This is a genomic window from Pseudactinotalea suaedae (assembly GCF_009733815.1).
Classification (GTDB): Bacteria; Actinomycetota; Actinomycetes; order Actinomycetales; family Beutenbergiaceae; genus Pseudactinotalea; species Pseudactinotalea suaedae.
This window is the reverse complement of record NZ_WNXY01000008.1, coordinates 284554-301946: the sequence shown is the minus strand read 5'-3', so window position 1 is coordinate 301946 and position 17393 is coordinate 284554. Positions and strand designations below refer to the sequence as shown.

The following is a 17393-nucleotide window of genomic DNA, read 5'->3' as shown; positions in this document are numbered from 1 at the left end:
TTTGCTGTCGGCGATCTACACTCGCGGTTACTCTGGGAATCCAGGGGCGCCGCCACTGGCCAGAACGGTCGGTGCCCGGCACCATGAACCAGTCCGACACAGAGGGGGAGCGCTCGGTGGAGCCAGTGATCAGCAGTGCCGACGGGCCACCGCGCACGTCCCTGTCGGAGTATGTGGTGCAGGTCCTGCGCGACCGCCTGGCGACCGGGCTGCTCGCCCCCGGCGAGCATCTGCGCGAGACCGAGCTCGCCGAGGAGCTCGACGTCAGCCGGGGGCCCATCCGCGAGGCGCTCGCGATGCTCGAGGCGGAGGGCGCGATCGAGATCCGCCGCCACCGCGGGGCGTTCGTGTCGGTGCTCACCACCGAGGACGTCGATGAGGTCCACACGTTGCGGGAGGCCATCGAGGTGCTGGCCGCCGAGCGCGCGGCCACCCGGATGACGGCCGAGCACATCGCCGAGCTCGACCGCATCCTCGCCGCGATGAAGGTCACCTCGGGGTCGGTGGAGCCGCAGGAGGCGGTCCGCCTGGACCTCTCGTTCCACGACGTCATGTACGAGGCCGCCGACCACGAGCGCCTGCGCCGGGTGTGGCGCTCGATCCGCAGCCAGGTCTCGTTCTTCCTCTACACCCGCAACGTCAACTTCCCCGACTTCCCCACCGTCGGGTTCCCCGAGCACAACCAGCTGCGGGATGCGCTCTGCAGCGGCGACCCGGCGCACGCACGCGCCGCGGCCGCGAGTCACCTCAGCGGTGCCTACACGCGGCTGTCACAGCTCGACCTGCCCCACCGTTCCGAGATCCCGACCGCGCGGCGTCACCGCTCGCGCTGACCGGGCCGCGGCAGCGCGAGCGTGAGGCGGTGGCAGAGCACGTCGACCGTGCCACCGGGCACAGGCACGGCATGCGTGAACGCGCCTTCGTCGGTCCAGCCCTCCCGCTCGTAGAACCGACGGGCGCGCGCGTTGCCCGGCACGACGGCGAGCCACGCGCTCTCGTGCCCGGCAGCGGCGACGCGGTCGGCCGCGGCAGCGAGCAACCGCCCGGCGACCCCACCACCCCGCGCCGAGCGGTCGACGTAGACCTGCTCGACCTCGTCGGCGGCCAGCATCGTGAACCCCACAACGACGCCGTCGAGCTCCGCGACGAGGCTGTCGGCCACCCGCACCCGCGCCGCGAAGCTGTCCGGCGTGCGAACGGCCACGAGCGCGTCCGGGACGTGGCCGAGGTGGCCGTCCGGCCAGCCCTCACCCCAGATGCGGGCGACGGCGTCGACATCGGCGGCCGTGGCGGGACGGAGCAAGAGGCTCACCACGGCAGGTTACTGCCGCCGTTACCTGACGGGTTGCGCTATTGACGATGCGGAAGCCGGTGTCGCAGGCGTAGCGTGTCCACGCCCGCGCCGCCCCCCGCGAGCTGCCTCCGGACGCCGACGTCCGAGCACCCTCGGACCTGAGGACCGTCATGGACACCGCCCACCTCGCCGACCGTCTCGTCGCCTCCGCGCTCGGTCTGATCGACGTCGTCACGATCTCGATCGGTCACCAGCTCGGGCTGTACCGCGTGCTGCACGACCGCGGCCCGCTCGCACCCGACCAGCTCGCCGAGCTGGCAGGCATCGCACCCCGGTACGCGCGCGAGTGGCTCGAGCAGCAGTCGGTGGCAGGGATCCTCGAGCACCGCGACGGCACCTTCGCTCTGCCGGCCGAGCACGCGCCGGTGCTGGTCGACGCCGGCGACCTCACGTATCTGGCACCGCTCGCCGATCTCATGACCGCCGCTGCCGCCCAGACCGAGGCGATCACGACGGCGTTCCGCACCGGCGGCGGCGTGCCGTGGTCGGTCTACGGTCCGCTGATGCGGACGGCTCAGGCCGCGGGCAACCGGCCCTGGTTCCTCGGGCCGCTCACCGCGGAGTGGCTCCCGAGCGTGGCCGGTCTCAGCGACCGGCTCGACGGCGGCGGCCGGGTTCTCGAGGTCGGGTGCGGGGAGGGCTGGGCGAGCATCGCCGTCGCGACCCGGTGGCCGAGCGCCCACGTCGACGCCCTCGACATCGACGACGCCTCGATCCAGGCCGCCCGCAACCACGCCGCGGAGGCCGGGGTGAGCGATCGTGTCACCTTCCACACCGACCCCGCCACACTCCCCGAGGGGGTGCGCTACGACCTGGCGATGGCGCTGGAGTGCGTCCACGACGTGTCGGATCCGGTGCCGCTGCTGGGCGAGATGCGTGCGCGCACCGCGGAGGACGGCGTCGTGCTCGTCATGGACGAGCGCACCACCGACGCCTTCACCGGCAGCGGTGACGAGATCGAGCAGCTGCTCTACGGCTGGTCGGTGCTGATCTGCCTGCCCGACTCGATGTCGCACCCCGGGTCGGTCGCGACCGGCACGGTCATGCGCCCCGAGACGCTGCGCGGCTACGCGACGGCGGCAGGTTTCTCCGACGTCGAGGTGCTGCCGATCGAGCACGACCTGTGGCGGTTCTACCAGCTGCTGCGGTAGCGGGGGTGGCTACCGCCGGACCTCGACCACCCGGGTGAGGTCGCCGTCGTCGTAGAGATCGACGTCGTGGACCGTCACCGAGGTGACACCGAAGCCCCGGAGCACCGTGCCGGCCTGCGTGACCTCCTCGGCCGCGCGCTGGCCCTTCATCGCCAGCAGCGCCCCGCCCATGCGCACCATCGGCATGGTCCAGCGCGCGAGCTTGTCGAGCGCCGCGACCGCGCGCGCCGTCACGGCCTCGGCCACCAGCTCGCCGTGCAGGTCCTCGGCACGCTCGCCGTGCACGACGACGTTGCCCAGCTCGAGCCGCTCGCCGACCTCGGTCAGCCACGCCACCCGGCGCTGCATCGGCTCCACGAGGTGGATCTGCAGGTCGGGGCGCATCAGCGCGAGCACGATGCCGGGCAGCCCCGCACCGGACCCGACGTCGATCACGGAGCCCGACTCCGGCAGGTAGGGCGCCACGGCGGCGCTGTTGACCACGTGGCGGCGCCACAGCCGCGGCAGCTCCCGCGGGCCGATCAGCCCGCGGAGCTCACCCTCGGCGGCGAGCATCCTCGCAAAGACGGCGGCGCCCTCGTAGCCCTGGCCGAGGATCTCCCTGCTCCGAGGGTCGTCCTCGACGACGTCGCTCGGCTCGGTCACCTCACCCATCGGTGCCCTGGGGATCAGGACCGGGCGCGGATGACCACGCGGCGGTTCGGCTCGACACCCTCGGAGTCGCTGACGAGACCGGCGGCGGCGACGGCGTCGTGGACGACCTTGCGCTCGAACGGGTTCATCGCCTGCAGGCTGACGTCCTGGTTGCCCGTCTGCACCTGCGCGATCGCCTCGTTGGCGAGCTCGGTGAGGGCGTTCCGCCGGGCCTGGCGGTGGCCGGCGATGTCGAGCATGAGGCGCGACCGGTCCCCGGTCCGCGCCTGCACCGCGAGCCGGGTCAGCTCCTGAAGAGCGTCGAGCACCTCGCCGTCGTCACCCACGAGACGCCGCAGCCCGCGGCCGCCGTCTTCCTCGCTGACGATCTCGACGGCGGCGCGGCCGTGGTCGATGTCGATGTCGATGTCGCCGTCGATGTCGGCGATGTCGAGAAGCTCCTCGAGGTAGTCCGCGGCGATGTCGCCCTCGGCCTCGAGGCGGCTGGTGTCCTCGCCCTCGCCCGCAGGCTTGTCGGCGACGGCGTCCGTGGCGTCGTTCTCCGCGCCGCCGGGGACGGGGGTCTCGGTGTCGGTCTCGGTCATGTCGGAGCTCACTTCTTCGGCTTCTTGGGCTTCTTCTTGCCCGTCGGTGGCTTGGTGGTGGTGGCGTCGTCCTCGAGCGGGGCGTCCTCGAGGGCGCCGTCCTCGAGAGCACTGTCCTCGGGTGCGGCGGCCGCGGGCTCGGGCTGGGTGCCGAACGCCGGCACGGGGTTGCTGGCGGACTGCCCGCCCGGGCGGCGCTTGCTGCGCGGCGCCTTCTTGGGCTGCACCCGCTGGCGGACCTGCGGCTCGTCCTCGAGCACGGTGGTGCCGGTGGCGCCATCGCCGTCCTCGAGTGCGGCGCCGCCGCCCTTGCGGGCGGCCTTGCGAGCCTTGCGCTCCTCGTAGACGCGCGCGGCCTCGGACCCGGGCGTCGGGTTGTTGCGGATGACCCACCACTGCTGGCCCATCGACCAGAGGTTGGAGGTGGTCCAGTAGACGAGGACACCGATCGGGAAGTTGACGCCGGAGAACGCGAACACCAGCGGCAGGATGTACATGAGGATCCGCTGCTGGCGCGCCATCGGGTTGTCGAGCGCGGCCTGCGGCATGTTCTTCATCGTCAGCTGCCGCTGCGTGAACAGCGTGGACGCGCTCATCATCACGACCAGCACGGCACAGATGATCTTCACGCTCAGCACGTCCGAGCGCAGGAACGTGTCCGACAGCGAGGCACCGAAGATGGAGGACTGCTCGATCTGCAGCGCGAGCTCCTGCGTCAGCGGACCGATCGAGGGACGCCCGTACCCGCCGACGGAGAGCGGCCCCAGCGAGTAGAGCACGCGGAACAGCGCGAAGAAGATCGGCATCTGCGCCAGCAGCGGCAGGCAGGACGCGAACGGCGAGGTGCCGTGGTCCTTGTAGATCGCCATCATCTCCTGCTGCATGGCCTGACGCGACGCGGGGTCGGTCTTGCCCTTGTACTTCTTCTGCAGCTTCTGGATCTCCGGCTGCACCAGCTGCATGCCCCGGGAGGCCTTGATCTGCCGCACGAACAGCGGGATCAGCAGGATCCGGATCACGACCACCAGCGCCACGATCGAGAGCAGCCAGGTCCAGCCGCCGTCGCCGGGCATACCCAGGAACGTGAGCACGTTGTGGGCGCCGACCATGATCCAGGCCACCACCCACTTCAGGGGGTAGAGGATCCCGTCAAACCAGTCCATGAGGTCTTTTCGTCGTCTCGATGAGCGCGCTCAGGCCTGGGCCTGGCGCGAGGTCCGGCTACCGAGGGTACGGCCTTTCGCCGTGGCCCTGTTCTCGTGGGTGTGCTGCTGCGGCTGGCTCGCGCTCTCGCCCCGCCGCGGCGGCACGTGGTCGACACCGCCGTGCGACCACGGGTTGCAGCGGAGCACCCGCCACACAGCGAGGCCCGTGCCGCGGATCGCACCGTGGGTCCGCAGCGCGCCGATCGCGTAGGCCGAGCAGCTCGGGTAGTACCGGCACCGCGGCGCGAACCACGGCGACACGATCAGCTGGTAGCCGCGCACCGCGCCGGCGAGCAGCCGCGCGGGCACGGAGGGCTTGACCTCCTCGGTCATGCCCGGACCCGCCGCGGGCTGCGCTGGCGCTGGATTGCCACATCGATCGAACGGTCGACGGCGGTCAGCAGTTCCGCATGACTCGCGCCCGCCGAGGCGGGCAGGGCGCGCACGACGGCGAGAGCACCGTCGGGGAGCTCGCCCAACCGGTCGCTCACGATCGCCCGCAGCCGGCGCTTCACGAGGTTGCGCCGGACGGCGTTGCCCACGGCCTTGGAGACGACGAAACCCACCCGCGCCGGTTCGGCGGGGGTGGGGACGTCTCGCTCGGGGTCGGCCAGCAGCAGGTGCACCACGAGGTGGTGCCCTCCGGCCCGACTACCCGATCGGATGGTCCGGGCGAAGTCGCCGCTGTGCCGCATCCGGTGCCGCGCTGGCAGCACCGGTGCCGCTCAGGCGGAGATCTCGGCGCGGCCCTTGCGGCGGCGCGCGGCCAGGATGGCGCGGCCGGCGCGGGTGCGCATGCGCAGACGGAAGCCGTGCACCTTGGCGCGCTTGCGGTTGTTCGGCTGGAAGGTCCGCTTGCTCACGTCAGTCTCCGTGTTGCTCGGGTGGCGCTGGCAGCCAGGAACGACTGACCGGCGAAGAGGTCTCGATGTCATGTGCGGCGGGCCGAGCGCGGTGATCCGGACCAGAGGTTCGGGTGGCACCGCGGGCACCAGGCGCCCGGCACACAACCGCACAAGGATAGGTGACGCCACGGTTCCTGGTCAAACCCGTGCGTGGGCGCCGATCCACGGCCCGCCCAGCCTCGCCGTCGGGCCCCTGCCTGCACCGCTCGGCACCGCTCGATCATCCCGTCCATCCGACCGGGACATGTGGACAACCACGCGGCGTTAGCATGGCCGCTCAGCGCATACGGGCAGGCCGCTGCCGGTGCAAGAGGACTGTGGAGCTCTTCCCACAGTCTGTGGACAGTGTTGTGGACCCCGTGTTCACAACCGCGATGAGGGTAGGCCGGTTGTCAGTCGAACCTGTGGATTCCGAGGCTCTGGCTCAGGGCTGGGCCCGTGCGGTCGACATCCTCCAGGACCGCGGTGAGGTCACCGGCGCCCAGCTGGGCTTCATCCGGCTGACGAAGCCCCTCGGTGTCATCGACGACACCATCCTCCTCGCCGTCCCGAGCGAGTTCGCCAAGGAGTTCATCGAGACCCGGGCGCGGGAGTCGATCACCTCCGCGCTCTCGGACGCGCTGATCCGCAACGTCAAGGTCGCGGTCACGGTCGACCCCTCGCTCGAGGACAACGCCCCTCCGGACCCGCCCCCGCCGGCGCCCAAGATCGTGCCGCCGAAGCTGCCCGAGAACCGGTACGACGGTCGTCAGCTCGGCCGCCACGAGAGCCGCTTCGAACCGCGGGCCGAGAACCGGATCGACGGCGTCGGCGTCGACCCCAACGCGCGGCTGAACCCGAACTACACCTTCGACACGTTCGTGATCGGTTCCTCCAACCGGTTCGCGCACGCGGCTGCGACCGCGGTGGCCGAGGCGCCGGCGAAGGCGTACAACCCGCTGTTCATCTACGGCCAGTCCGGTCTGGGCAAGACCCACCTGCTCCACGCGATCGGGCACTACGCCATGAACCTCTACCCCGGGGTGCGGGTGCGGTACGTGAACTCGGAGGAGTTCACCAACGACTTCATCAACTCGATCCGCGACGACAAGGCCGAGGCGTTCCAGCGCCGCTACCGCGAGGTCGACGTCCTCCTCATCGACGACATCCAGTTCCTGCAGGGCAAGGAACAGACGATGGAGGAGTTCTTCCACACGTTCAACACCCTGCACAACGACCGCAAGCAGGTCGTGATCACCTCGGACCAGCCGCCGAAGGCGCTCGACGGCTTCCACGACCGGATGCGGTCCCGGTTCGAGTGGGGCCTGCTCACCGACGTCAAGCCCCCAGACCTCGAGACCCGCATCGCGATCCTCCGCAAGAAGGAGGGTGCCGAGGACCTGCAGACCCCGCCCGAGGTGCTCGAGTACATCGCGTCGAAGATCTCCAGCAACATCCGCGAGCTCGAGGGTGCGCTGATCCGCGTGACCGCGTTCGCCAACCTCAACCAGCAGTCGGTGGACCTCGCGCTCGCCGAGATGGTCCTCAAGGACCTGATCACCGACAACGAGGGTGCCGAGATCACGCCGTCGGTGATCATGGGTCAGACCGCCAACTACTTCGGCGTCACGATCGAGGCGTTGTGCAGCGCCGACCGCTCCAGGGTGCTCGTCAACGCCCGCCAGATCGCGATGTACCTGTGCCGCGAGCTCACCGAGCTGTCGCTGCCCAAGATCGGCCAGCTGTTCGGCGGTCGCGACCACACCACCGTGATGCACGCGAACCGGAAGATCCGTCAGCAGATGGCCGAGCGTCGAACGACGTTCAACCAGGTCACCGAGCTGACGAACCGCATCAAGCAGCAGCAGCGCGCCTGACCCGGCGGCTCGCCCGGCGTGCGGCGGCGGGTCACGGTGCTGTGTCGCGACGCTGCCGAGCGATCGTCCACGCCATGCCCAGCAGCATCGTGAGCGACGTCCCGAGCAGCACGGCCGCCACCGGCGCCGCTGACGTCACGCCGACGAAACCGGCGATCGGAGAGATGACGCCCGCGGCCGCGAACGAGGAGAACCCCAGCAGCGAGGTGGCCGTACCGGGCTGTCCGCCCTGATGATCGAGCGCGATCGCGGTGGCTCCGGCGAAGCACCCGCCGCACGCGGCGACGAACAGCCACAGGCAGGGCAGCAGACCCGCCAGCCCGGTGCCCGCTGACTGCAACGGGACGATGGCGGCTGCCGACAGGACGGCAACCGAGGCGAACCCCGCCACGACGCGCGTGGTCGCCGCGCGACGCGCGAGCACCGCACTGAGCTGCACGCCGGCGACGAGTCCGAGCGAGTTAATCAGGAAGACGATCGCATAGCTGCCCGGCTCGAGGCCGTACACGTCCTGCAGGAGCAGAGGCGACGCGGCGACGTAGGCGTAGACGCTCGCGTAGGTCATGCTGAGCACCAGCGCGCCGCGGCGGAAACCCGGGTCGCGCAGCACCGCCTGCACGCGTTCACGCAGCTCGAGCGGGGCGTCCGAGGGCGGGCGCGTCTCCGGGGTGAGGGCCGCGGTGGCCACGAGCACGAGCAGCGACGCCGCGGCGAGCACGACGAAGATCCCCCGCCACCCGACGTGGGGCAGCAGCGCGGCACCTGCGACAGGTGCGAGCAGCGGCACGGTGGTGGTGACCAGGGTCACCCGCGACACCAGCACGACGAGACCGCGACCCTCCGTGGTATCTCGCACCATCGCGAGAACGAGCACGGCGCTGCCGGCGGCGCCGACGCCCTGGACGACGCGGGACGCGGCGAGGACCTCGACCGTCGGGGCGAACGCGCACGCGAGGGTGGCCAGCACATGGACGGCGGTGGCGAGGAGCAGCGGCCGCCGTCGGCCGACACGATCGCTCCACGTCCCGACCGTCAGCTCGCCCAGGGCGAGGCCGACCGTCATCCCCGCCAGCGTCAGCTGCACCATCGAGTCGGAGGCACCCAGCTCGTCCCGCAGCTGCGGGAAGGCCGGGAGGTACAGGTCGATCGAGAGCGGGCCGAGCGCTGCGAGAAGCCCGAGCACCACGACCGGCGGCCGTGTCCTGGTCGCCACGGTGCGCCTCGTCGTCAACACCGGTCAAACCTTGTTAGTGGTGTCATATCGTTACTCTGCCGCCGGCTTTCACACCTGTCAAGGCCCTATGCTGGTTGCATGCCGGTGCACACCGAACCTCTCGACCGCGAAGCGGACGTCCCGGAGCCCGCGCGTCTGATTCGCGACTTCCTCAACACCCTCGAGCGCCAGATCGGCGACGAGAGCCTCGACACCCCCGCGGCGCTGCGGGGCTGGATGGCGGGGCGCGGCCTGCTCGACGCCGACGCACGCCTCGACGAGCACGACCTCGCGGCGGCCACGGCGATCCGCGAAGGACTGCGCGAGGTCCTGCGCTCACACACGCCCGAGCCCGCGGACGCTGCTGACCAGAAAGCCGTGGCCGCCGAGCGCCACGCGGTGATCGGCGCCATGAACCGCGCGCTCGGCGACCTGCCCATGCGCGTCGAGATCACCGTGGACACGGTTCGCACGCTGCCGACCGGGGACGCGCCCTTCGCCCGGGCGATCAGCGGCATCCTCGATGCCGTGCGCCAGACGCGGGAGGCCGGCGGATGGTCGCGGCTCAAGATCTGCGCCCGCCACAGCTGCCTCTGGGCGTTCTACGACACCTCGCGCAACCAGACCCGGCGCTGGTGCTCGATGGCGGGGTGCGGCAACCACGTCAAGATGAAGCGCGCCTACGCGAGGCGAACGGGCCGCGGATAGGTCGCCGTCGGCGCGCGAGCTCGCGGCCGTTCGGTGAGTTCCTTATGTCACAGGCGTGTCACCAGCCCCGCTGATCACCGGAAACGCACAGATGTGCATGGACCTGTGGACAACGGTGGACAAGATCTCGAGAGCCGTGGACGACGGTCGCCGATCCGTGGACAGAGCCGGGGGAAAAACGGCCCGTCCACGAATGACAACGCTCCGACACAGGCTGACGCCCAGCTGGATCCACACCCGGCGCGCCGTTGCCACCTGCGACGACGCCGGTTGCCCACATGTTCCACACCACCGATGACGAACACGGGACTTCTCAATCGATCAGGGTGTGAACAACCAACAAAGCACTCCTGGCCCCGTGCTGAAGATTGCTGAGGACGAGGGCACATCGCGCCAGCGCCCCGCACTATGCTCGGGGTCCCACGGCAGGGGCCTCTTGGCGCCTGCCTCACGAACGAGTGAACGCAACGAGAGGTCGGCACAGTGAAGTTCAGGGTCGAGCGCGATGTCCTGGCCGAGGCCGTCACCTGGACCGCGCGCACCCTGCCGACCCGCCCGCCGGCCCCCGTGCTCGCCGGGGTCCGGATCGAGGCAGCTGCCGACGGCGCACTGACGCTCTCGACGTTCGACTACGAGGTCTCGGCCCGGTCCGAGGTCGCCGCCGAGGTCGAGACCCCCGGCTCGGTGCTCGTCTCCGGGCGGCTGCTCGCGGAGATCTCCCGGGCGCTGCCGGCGAAGCCCGTCGACGTCGTCCTGGAGGGCACCCGGGTCACCGTCACCTGTGGTTCGTCCCGGTTCACGCTGCTGACGATGCCGGTCGAGGACTACCCCTCGCTGCCGGAGATGCCTGCGCTCGCCGGTGCCGTCGACGCCGAGGAGTTCGCGGCCGCGATCGGGCAGGTCACGATCGCCGCCGGCCGCGACGAGACGCTCCCGCTGCTCACCGGCGTCAAGGTCGAGATCAACGGCGAGAAGCTCACGCTGCTCGCGACCGACCGCTACCGCCTCGCGATGCGGGAGATGACCTGGCGCCCGCAGTCACCCACGATCGAGCGTCAGGCGCTGGTCCGCGCCCGCACGCTCTCCGACGTCGCCCGCTCGCTGACCTCGGCCGGCACCATCGAGATCTCCCTCGCCGAGAGCGCGGACATCATCGGCTTCGAGGCCGGCGGCCGCCACACCACCTCGCTCCTCGTCGACGGCGAGTACCCGCCGGTGCGTCGCCTGTTCCCGGAGCAGACGACCACGCACACCGTCACCAACTCCGCCGCCCTGATCGAGGCCGCCAAGCGCGTCGCGCTCGTGGCCGAGCGCAACACCCCGATCCGACTGACGTTCACCGACGGCCAGGTGGTGCTCGAGGCGGGCCAGGGCGATGACGCGCAGGCGTCGGAGGCGCTGGAGTCGGTGCTCGTGGGCGAGGAGATCACCACGGCGTTCAACCCGCAGTACCTGCTGGACGGCCTCGGTGCGCTCGGCGCCCCCTTCACCCGGCTGTCCTTCACCCACCCGACCAAGCCCGCGGTCATGAGCGGTCAGCAGGAGGGCGGCGGCGACAGCCCGGACTCCGCCGACACGTTCCGCTACCTGCTCCAGCCCATCCGGTTCGCGAGCTGAGCGCGCACGAACCAACCTGAACCCACCGCCGTCGAGCCCTGAGGAGCACCGCCATGCACATCGGTCTGATCGGACTCGGACGGATGGGCGGCAACATGCGGGAGCGGCTGCGCGCCGCGGGCGTGGAGGTCACGGGGTACGACCAGAACCCTGACGTCACCGACGTCCCGTCGATCGCCGAGCTCGTCTCGGCACTGCCCGACGACGCCCCGAAGGTCGTGTGGGTGATGGTGCCGGCGGGCGAGATCACCGAGGCGGTGGTCACCGACGTCGCCGGCCGCCTCACTCAGGGCGACGTGATCATCGACGGCGGCAACTCCAACTTCAACGATGACATCCGCCGCGGCGCCGAGCTGTCCGCGCGCGGCATCTCCTACGTCGACGCCGGGGTCTCCGGTGGCGTGTGGGGGCGTGAGAACGGCTACGGCCTCATGGTCGGTGGGCCGGACGCCGTCATCGAGATGCTGATGCCGGTCTTCGACGCGCTGCGGCCGGAGGGTCCGCGCGAGGAGGGCTTCGTGCACGCCGGCCCGGTCGGCGCCGGCCACTACGCGAAGATGGTTCACAACGGCATCGAGTACGGGATCATGCAGGCCTACGCCGAGGGCTACGAGATCCTCGCGGCCCGCACCGACCTGCTCACCGACGTCAGCAAGGTCTTCCAGGCGTGGCAGCGCGGCACCGTGGTGCGGTCCTGGCTGCTGGAGCTGCTGGTCAAGGCGCTCAACGAGGATGACGACCTGTCCGAGATCAAGGGCTACGTCGCCGACTCGGGCGAGGGCCGCTGGACCGTGCAGGAGGCGATCGACCTCGCGGTCCCGGCTCCGGTGATCGCGGCGTCCCTGTTCGCGCGCTTCGACAGCCGGCAGGAGGACTCCCCCGCGATGAAGGCGGTGGCCGCGCTGCGCGAGCAGTTCGGCGGGCACGCCGTGGAACGCTCCGCCGACGGATGAGGAGCCCCTCGGCGTCCCACGGTCCGTCCCGTCGGTTCGAGCGGCTCGAGATCGGACATGCACGGCGAGATCGATCTGTCTGCGGTCCGATCTCGCCGTCGACGTCCGATCTCGGCGAGCTGGGCTCGACGGCAGAGGCCGGCTGAGCATGTACGTCTCGGACCTGGCACTCACCGATTTCCGGTCCTACCGCGAGGTGGTGATCTCCCTCGAGGCGGGGATCACCGCGTTCGTGGGGCAGAACGGGCAGGGCAAGACCAACCTGGTCGAGTCGATCGCTTACCTGTCGACGTTCTCCTCCCACCGGGTGGCCGGTGACGCGGCGTTGGTGCGGGCCGGCGCCGAGCGCGCGATCGTGCAGGCGAAGGTACAGCGCGGCGGTCGCTCGAACCTGCTGGAGCTCGAGATCGTGGCGGGCAGGGCGAACCGAGCCAGGCTGAACCGCAGCCCCACCAGGCCGCGCGAGCTGCTGGGCCAGCTCCGCTGCGTGCTCTTCGCACCCGAGGACCTCGCCCTGATCAAGGGTGACCCGGATGGCCGGCGCCGGTTCTGCGACGACCTCCTGACGCTGCTCGGTCCGCGGATGGCGGGCGTCCGCAGCGACTACGAGCGGGTGGTGAAGCAGCGGAACGCCCTGCTCAAGACGGCCGGAGCAGCCCGCCGCGCGGGATCCGACGGCGACATCCGCACCCTCGACGTCTGGGATGCCAAGGCTGCCGCGACCGGAGCGCAGCTGCTGGCGGGGCGGGTCCGGCTGCTGCGGGACCTGCGCCCGCACGTGCAGCACGCCTACGAGCAGGTCAGTGGTGGCCAGGGCACGGCCGAGGTGTCCTACCGGGCGAGCCTGAGCAGCGGCGGCGACGACCAGGTCGCCGAGGAGGAGCTGACGCAGCCCGATGCCGTCGAGGCGAAGCTGCTGGAGGCGATGGGTCGGTTGCGGGCCCGCGAGATCGAACGTGGCGTGAGCCTGGTCGGTCCGCATCGTGACGACGTGGAGCTCACCCTTGGCGGGCTGCCGGCGAAGGGGTACGCGAGCCACGGCGAGTCGTGGTCGTTCGCGCTCGCGCTGCGGCTGGCGTCCTACGAGCTGCTCAAGGGGGAAGGATCCTGGGACGGCGACGGCGAGCCCGTGCTCATCCTCGACGACGTGTTCGCCGAGCTCGACACCCGGCGCCGGGAGCGGCTGGCCGAGCTGGTCGCGCCGGCCGAGCAGGTGCTGATCACGGCGGCGGTGCCGCAGGACGTCCCGGCCACGCTCACCGGCGTCCGGCTGGACGTCGCGGACGGCAAGGTCACCCGTGGCGACTGAGCCACCCGGGACGGGTGCGGAACCGCCGTCGAGCGATGGTCGCGACGCGGCCGACGAGGCTGCCCGGCTCGCGCTGGCGCGTGCACGGGACGGGGCCCGCAAGAAGGGGCTGACCCCCGGGCAGCCGGGACCGCGCAGGCGCCGCCCGTTGGGGGACCACGCGCCCGGTGTGGTGCACGGCGCCGGCCGCGACCCCCAGCCGGTGGCCAGCACGATGGAGCAGCTCAGCGCGCAGCTCGGATGGGGCCGCTCGTTGCAGGTCGGCGGCGTGGTGGGGCGTTGGCGGGAAGTGGTCGGCGAGGCGATCGCGGACCACTGCGTTCCCGAGACCTTCGAGGAGGGCGCGCTCGTGGTGCGCGCAGACTCCACGGCCTGGGCCACACAGATCAAGCTGCTGCTGCCGCAGCTGGAGCGGCGGCTGGCCGAGGAGATCGGCGAGGGTGCCGTCACCTCGATCCAGGTGCTCGGGCCCGGCGGACCCACCTGGCGCAAGGGGCCGCGGTCGGTGCGCGGCCGCGGCCCGCGCGACACCTACGGGTAGTCGCGGCGTGCGACTCCTCCTCGCCCCGGACGTCAGCACCCGGGGCGGGAGGAGCGGCGGTCACTCGAAGATCTCGCGGTACTGCTGGGACAGCGCCGGGTAGTAGTCCTCGAACTGGATCGTGGCGACGTCGGCGCCGGTCTCCGCCGCCACCATGCGGTCGAGGTAGTACTCCCATCCGGGCCCGACACCCTCGGCCATGCTCGGGTCGGGCACCGACTGGGAGAACTGCAACGTGGTGATGCCATCGGTCTCGGCAAGCTCGAGCCCGAGCTGCCAGGTCATGGGCGTGCCGTCCTCGTGGGGCGAGGTGGTGGTGATCAGCAGCCTCGACGGCGGTGTGCACTCGTCGATCACGAAGTCCTCGGCGGGCATCTCATCGCCCTCGTAGAGCATCTGGAACGTCACCCGGCCCTCGGCCGGGTCGCCGCTCCAGCTCCCGATCCAGCGTGCCAGTCGCTCCGGCTCGGTGATCGCTGCCCAGACGTCGGCGACAGGCGCCGTGAAGGTGCGCGTGAGGACCAGGTGGTCGAGTCCCTGCCGGGTCTCCTTGCGACCGGTGACGGTGGTGGTGGTCATACAGCTGCCTTTCGTTGGTACGAGTCGGGTGGAAGAAGCCGTGGAGGTCTCATGCGGTCTCCTCGGCGATCGTGGCGGCGGCGTCGGCCTCGGTGGCGCGGCGGTCCCGTCCGGTTCGTCGGACCTCGAGCTCCAGGCCGTCGAGATCACGTTCGGTGAAGGGCGGCGCCGGAGCGAGCGCGGCGAGCAGCTCCTGGATCGGCGTCAGCCCGGCGCGGTCGAGCCGGTAGTGGCGCTCACGGCCGCGATCCTCCGCCGTGGTCAGGCCCGCGAGGGTGAGCAGCCTCAGGTGCTTGCTGATCGCCGGCCGGCTCACGGCGTGGTGCCCGGCGAGGTCCACGACACGCGCCGGACCTGCCGCCAACCGGACCAGCAGGTCACGACGGATCGGGTCCGCCAGAGCCGAGAACGCGTCCATGCACTATTGGTATCCGATCGGTTACCAATAGTCAACACATCGGTGCGGGCCCGCTGTGCAACACCCTGTGGAAAAGCCTGTGGATGATTGGGCGTATCGGCCAGATCACGATAGAATCGCAGGACCTGCCATCCCACCGAGAAGGTGCCGGCAGGTGGCGCACGCCGGTAAGTCCGAAGCGGCGTGTCCACGCGGGTGTTCGGCCCCGTGACAACGAGGACGAGGAGCCCGACGAGTGGCAGACCAGACCGTGGTGGATCAGACCGAGACGCCAGCAACCCCTCCCTCCGCGGGAAGCAGCTACGACGCGGGCAACATCACCGTTCTGGAGGGCCTCGAGGCCGTTCGCAAGCGGCCCGGCATGTACATCGGATCCACCGGCGAGCGAGGCCTGCACCACCTGGTCTACGAGATCGTCGACAACTCGGTCGACGAGGCGTTGGCCGGCCACTGCGACACGATCGTGGTCGAGCTGCTCGCCGATGGCGGCGTGCGGGTCTCCGACAACGGCCGTGGCATCCCGGTGGCGATCCACCCGACCGAGGGCAGGCCCACGCTCGAGGTCGTGATGACCGTGCTGCACGCCGGCGGCAAGTTCGGCGGCGGCGGATACGCGGTCTCCGGTGGCCTGCACGGTGTCGGCATGTCCGTCGTGAACGCGCTCTCCAGCAAGATGGTCTCCGAGGTCAGGCGCGACGGCCACCACTGGTCGATGACGTTCACCGATGGCGGTCACCCCGCGACCGAGCTGATCCAGGGCGAGCCGACCGACGTCACCGGCACCACCCAGACCTTCTGGGCCGACGACAGCATCTTCGAGACCACGGACTACGACTTCGAGACGCTGCGGGCCCGGTTCCAGCAGTACGCGTTCCTCAACAAGGGTCTGACGATCACGCTCGACGACCAGCGCGGTGCGGATGTCGAGGATGTCGTCGCCGGACCTGGTTCGGACGGCCTGGAGCACGCGCGCAAGGTCACCTACCGCTACGACGGCGGCCTGGTCGACTACGTGAACCACCTGAACTCGGCCAAGAAGATCGACCCGGTGCACCCGGACGTCATCGACTTCGCCTCCGAGGACACCGATCGCAAGATCGCGCTCGAGATCGCGATGCAGTGGACCAACGCCTACTCGGAGTCGGTGCACACCTACGCCAACACCATCTCGACGACGGAGGGCGGCACCCACGAGGAGGGCTTCCGCTCCGCGTTGACGGGCCTGATCAACCGCTACGCGCGGGAGAAGGGTTTGCTGAAGGAGAAGGATGACAACCTCACCGGTGAGGACATCCGTGAAGGATTGACCGCCGTCATCTCCATCAAGCTGGGCGAGCCGCAGTTCGAGGGTCAGACCAAGACCAAGCTCGGCAACACCGAGGCGCGATCCTTCACGCAGAAGATCGTCAACGACGAGCTCGGCAACTGGCTGGAGTCGCACCCCGCCGAGGCCAGGGACGTGGTCCGCAAGTCCGTGCAGGCCGCGGCCGCGCGGATGGCCGCCCGCAAGGCCCGCGAGGCGACCCGGCGCAAGGGTGTTCTCGAGAGCGGCGGCATGCCGGGCAAGCTGCGCGACTGCTCGAGCCGTGACGCCTCGGTCAGCGAGGTCTTCATCGTCGAGGGTGACTCGGCGGGTGGTTCCGCGGTGCAGGGACGCAACCCCGAGACCCAGGCGATCCTGCCGATCCGAGGCAAGATCCTCAACGTCGAGCGCGTGCGCCTGGACAAGGCGCTCTCGAACAACGAGGTGCAGGCCCTGATCACGGCCTTCGGCACCGGCATCGGTGAAGACTTCGACATCAGCAAGCTCCGCTATCACAAGATCGTGCTGATGGCCGATGCCGATGTCGACGGCCAGCACATCTGCACGCTGCTGCTGACCGTGCTGTTCCGCTACATGACGGATCTCATCAAGTTCGGTCACGTCTACCTGGCGATGCCCCCCCTGTTCAAGCTGAAGTGGGCGAACGCTCCGCACCAGTACGTCTACTCCGACCGTGAGCGTGACGCGATGGTCGCTGAAGGACGCTCCCGCGGCTGGCGGCTGCAGAAGGATGGCGGCGGTATCCAGCGCTACAAGGGTCTCGGTGAGATGGACTTCCGCGAGCTGTGGGAGACCACGATGGACCCGGAGACGCGCACGCTGAAGCAGGTCACCATCGATGACGCGGAAGCAGCCGACGAGATGTTCTCGATCCTCATGGGCGAGGACGTCGAGCAGCGCCGCACATTCATCCAGCGGAACGCACGCGACGTGCGCTTCCTGGACATCTAGGCCGAGGGACAGCAGTTGAGCGACGACGACATCACGACCGAGATTCCGGTGCCCGCAGGCGGCCGGGTCGA

General features: G+C 70.3%; 19 protein-coding genes. 9 read left to right on the top strand and 10 right to left on the bottom strand.

Annotated features, from left to right (window positions below; all coding sequences use genetic code 11):
* Nucleotides 1-116 precede the first annotated feature (116 nt).
* Nucleotides 117-833 (top strand): GntR family transcriptional regulator, encoded by a 717-nt coding sequence (locus tag GPA04_RS14655; protein ID WP_241680820.1) that lies wholly within the window; start codon nt 117-119, stop codon nt 831-833.
* Here GPA04_RS14655 and GPA04_RS14650 read toward each other — a convergent pair.
* Complete coding sequence (locus tag GPA04_RS14650) at nt 818-1312, bottom strand: GNAT family N-acetyltransferase (RefSeq protein WP_156224914.1); 495 nt, start codon at nt 1310-1312, stop codon at nt 818-820. The genes GPA04_RS14655 and GPA04_RS14650 overlap by 16 nt on opposite strands.
* 152 nt (nt 1313-1464) lie before the next feature.
* On the opposite strand from GPA04_RS14650, the gene GPA04_RS14645 reads away from it, so the two are divergent.
* A complete protein-coding gene (locus GPA04_RS14645) occupies nt 1465-2505 on the top strand; it encodes a class I SAM-dependent methyltransferase (protein ID WP_156224913.1) in 1041 nt (346 codons plus the stop codon).
* A 9-nt stretch (nt 2506-2514) separates the two neighbouring features.
* On the opposite strand, the gene rsmG is transcribed toward GPA04_RS14645, so the two are convergent.
* Genes rsmG through rpmH form a run of 6 tightly spaced genes read right to left on the bottom strand, consistent with a single transcriptional unit; the run spans nt 2515 to nt 5811 of the window.
* On the bottom strand, nt 2515-3159 hold the full coding sequence (gene rsmG / locus GPA04_RS14640; protein WP_156224912.1) for a 16S rRNA (guanine(527)-N(7))-methyltransferase RsmG: 645 nt from the start codon (nt 3157-3159) through the stop codon (nt 2515-2517).
* Between the two features lie 14 nt (nt 3160-3173).
* Nucleotides 3174-3743, bottom strand: coding sequence for a Jag family protein (locus GPA04_RS14635; protein WP_156224911.1), 570 nt, complete (start codon nt 3741-3743; stop codon nt 3174-3176).
* An 8-nt stretch (nt 3744-3751) separates the two neighbouring features.
* Nucleotides 3752-4906, bottom strand: coding sequence for a membrane protein insertase YidC (gene yidC / locus GPA04_RS14630; RefSeq protein ID WP_156224910.1), 1155 nt, complete (start codon nt 4904-4906; stop codon nt 3752-3754).
* A 30-nt stretch (nt 4907-4936) separates the two neighbouring features.
* On the bottom strand, nt 4937-5281 hold the full coding sequence (yidD, locus tag GPA04_RS14625; protein WP_156224909.1) for a membrane protein insertion efficiency factor YidD: 345 nt from the start codon (nt 5279-5281) through the stop codon (nt 4937-4939).
* Nucleotides 5278-5664 carry a ribonuclease P protein component gene (gene rnpA / locus GPA04_RS14620; RefSeq protein ID WP_156224908.1) on the bottom strand — a complete coding sequence of 129 codons (387 nt, stop codon included), beginning with the start codon at nt 5662-5664 and terminating at the stop codon, nt 5278-5280. Before rnpA ends, yidD begins: the two co-directional genes overlap by 4 nt.
* A gap of 9 nt (nt 5665-5673) precedes the next feature.
* On the bottom strand, nt 5674-5811 hold the full coding sequence (rpmH, locus tag GPA04_RS14615) for a 50S ribosomal protein L34 (RefSeq protein ID WP_156224907.1): 138 nt from the start codon (nt 5809-5811) through the stop codon (nt 5674-5676).
* Between the two features lie 446 nt (nt 5812-6257).
* Here rpmH and dnaA point away from each other — a divergent pair, with 446 nt between their 5' ends.
* Complete coding sequence (dnaA, locus tag GPA04_RS14610) at nt 6258-7709, top strand: chromosomal replication initiator protein DnaA (protein WP_241680818.1); 1452 nt, start codon at nt 6258-6260, stop codon at nt 7707-7709.
* 31 nt (nt 7710-7740) lie between these two features.
* On the opposite strand, the gene GPA04_RS14605 is transcribed toward dnaA, so the two are convergent.
* Entirely contained in the window at nt 7741-8922 is a 1182-nt protein-coding gene (locus tag GPA04_RS14605) for a multidrug effflux MFS transporter (RefSeq protein ID WP_162458623.1), read from the bottom strand.
* A 99-nt stretch (nt 8923-9021) separates the two neighbouring features.
* On the opposite strand from GPA04_RS14605, the gene GPA04_RS14600 reads away from it, so the two are divergent.
* The 5 genes from GPA04_RS14600 to GPA04_RS14580 all read left to right on the top strand — a co-directional run bounded on the left by GPA04_RS14600 (nt 9022) and on the right by GPA04_RS14580 (nt 14050).
* Nucleotides 9022-9630, top strand: a complete 609-nt coding sequence (locus tag GPA04_RS14600; RefSeq protein ID WP_156224904.1) for a CGNR zinc finger domain-containing protein — start codon at nt 9022-9024, stop codon at nt 9628-9630.
* A 483-nt stretch (nt 9631-10113) separates the two neighbouring features.
* The gene (dnaN, locus tag GPA04_RS14595) at nt 10114-11247 is read left to right on the top strand and encodes a DNA polymerase III subunit beta (RefSeq protein WP_156224903.1); all 1134 of its coding nucleotides are present in this window, start codon (nt 10114-10116) and stop codon (nt 11245-11247) included.
* Nucleotides 11248-11300: 53 nt separating this feature from the next.
* Nucleotides 11301-12200: a phosphogluconate dehydrogenase (NAD(+)-dependent, decarboxylating) gene (gene gnd, locus GPA04_RS14590; RefSeq protein ID WP_156224902.1), complete on the top strand. Its 900-nt coding sequence runs from the start codon at nt 11301-11303 to the stop codon at nt 12198-12200.
* A gap of 148 nt (nt 12201-12348) precedes the next feature.
* Nucleotides 12349-13509, top strand: a complete 1161-nt coding sequence (gene recF / locus GPA04_RS14585) for a DNA replication/repair protein RecF (RefSeq protein WP_156224901.1) — start codon at nt 12349-12351, stop codon at nt 13507-13509.
* Nucleotides 13499-14050: a DciA family protein gene (locus tag GPA04_RS14580; protein ID WP_156224900.1), complete on the top strand. Its 552-nt coding sequence runs from the start codon at nt 13499-13501 to the stop codon at nt 14048-14050. Before recF ends, GPA04_RS14580 begins: the two co-directional genes overlap by 11 nt.
* Nucleotides 14051-14110: 60 nt before the next feature.
* Here the strand turns inward: GPA04_RS14580 and GPA04_RS14575 are convergent, their stop codons facing one another.
* Nucleotides 14111-14629: an SRPBCC family protein gene (locus GPA04_RS14575; RefSeq protein WP_156224899.1), complete on the bottom strand. Its 519-nt coding sequence runs from the start codon at nt 14627-14629 to the stop codon at nt 14111-14113.
* A gap of 49 nt (nt 14630-14678) precedes the next feature.
* Nucleotides 14679-15047: an ArsR/SmtB family transcription factor gene (locus GPA04_RS14570; protein ID WP_156224898.1), complete on the bottom strand. Its 369-nt coding sequence runs from the start codon at nt 15045-15047 to the stop codon at nt 14679-14681.
* Nucleotides 15048-15297: 250 nt separating this feature from the next.
* Between GPA04_RS14570 and gyrB the strand changes: the two genes are divergently transcribed.
* On the top strand, nt 15298-17322 hold the full coding sequence (gene gyrB, locus GPA04_RS14565) for a DNA topoisomerase (ATP-hydrolyzing) subunit B (RefSeq protein WP_156224986.1): 2025 nt from the start codon (nt 15298-15300) through the stop codon (nt 17320-17322).
* The last annotated feature ends 71 nt before the right edge of the window (nt 17323-17393 follow it).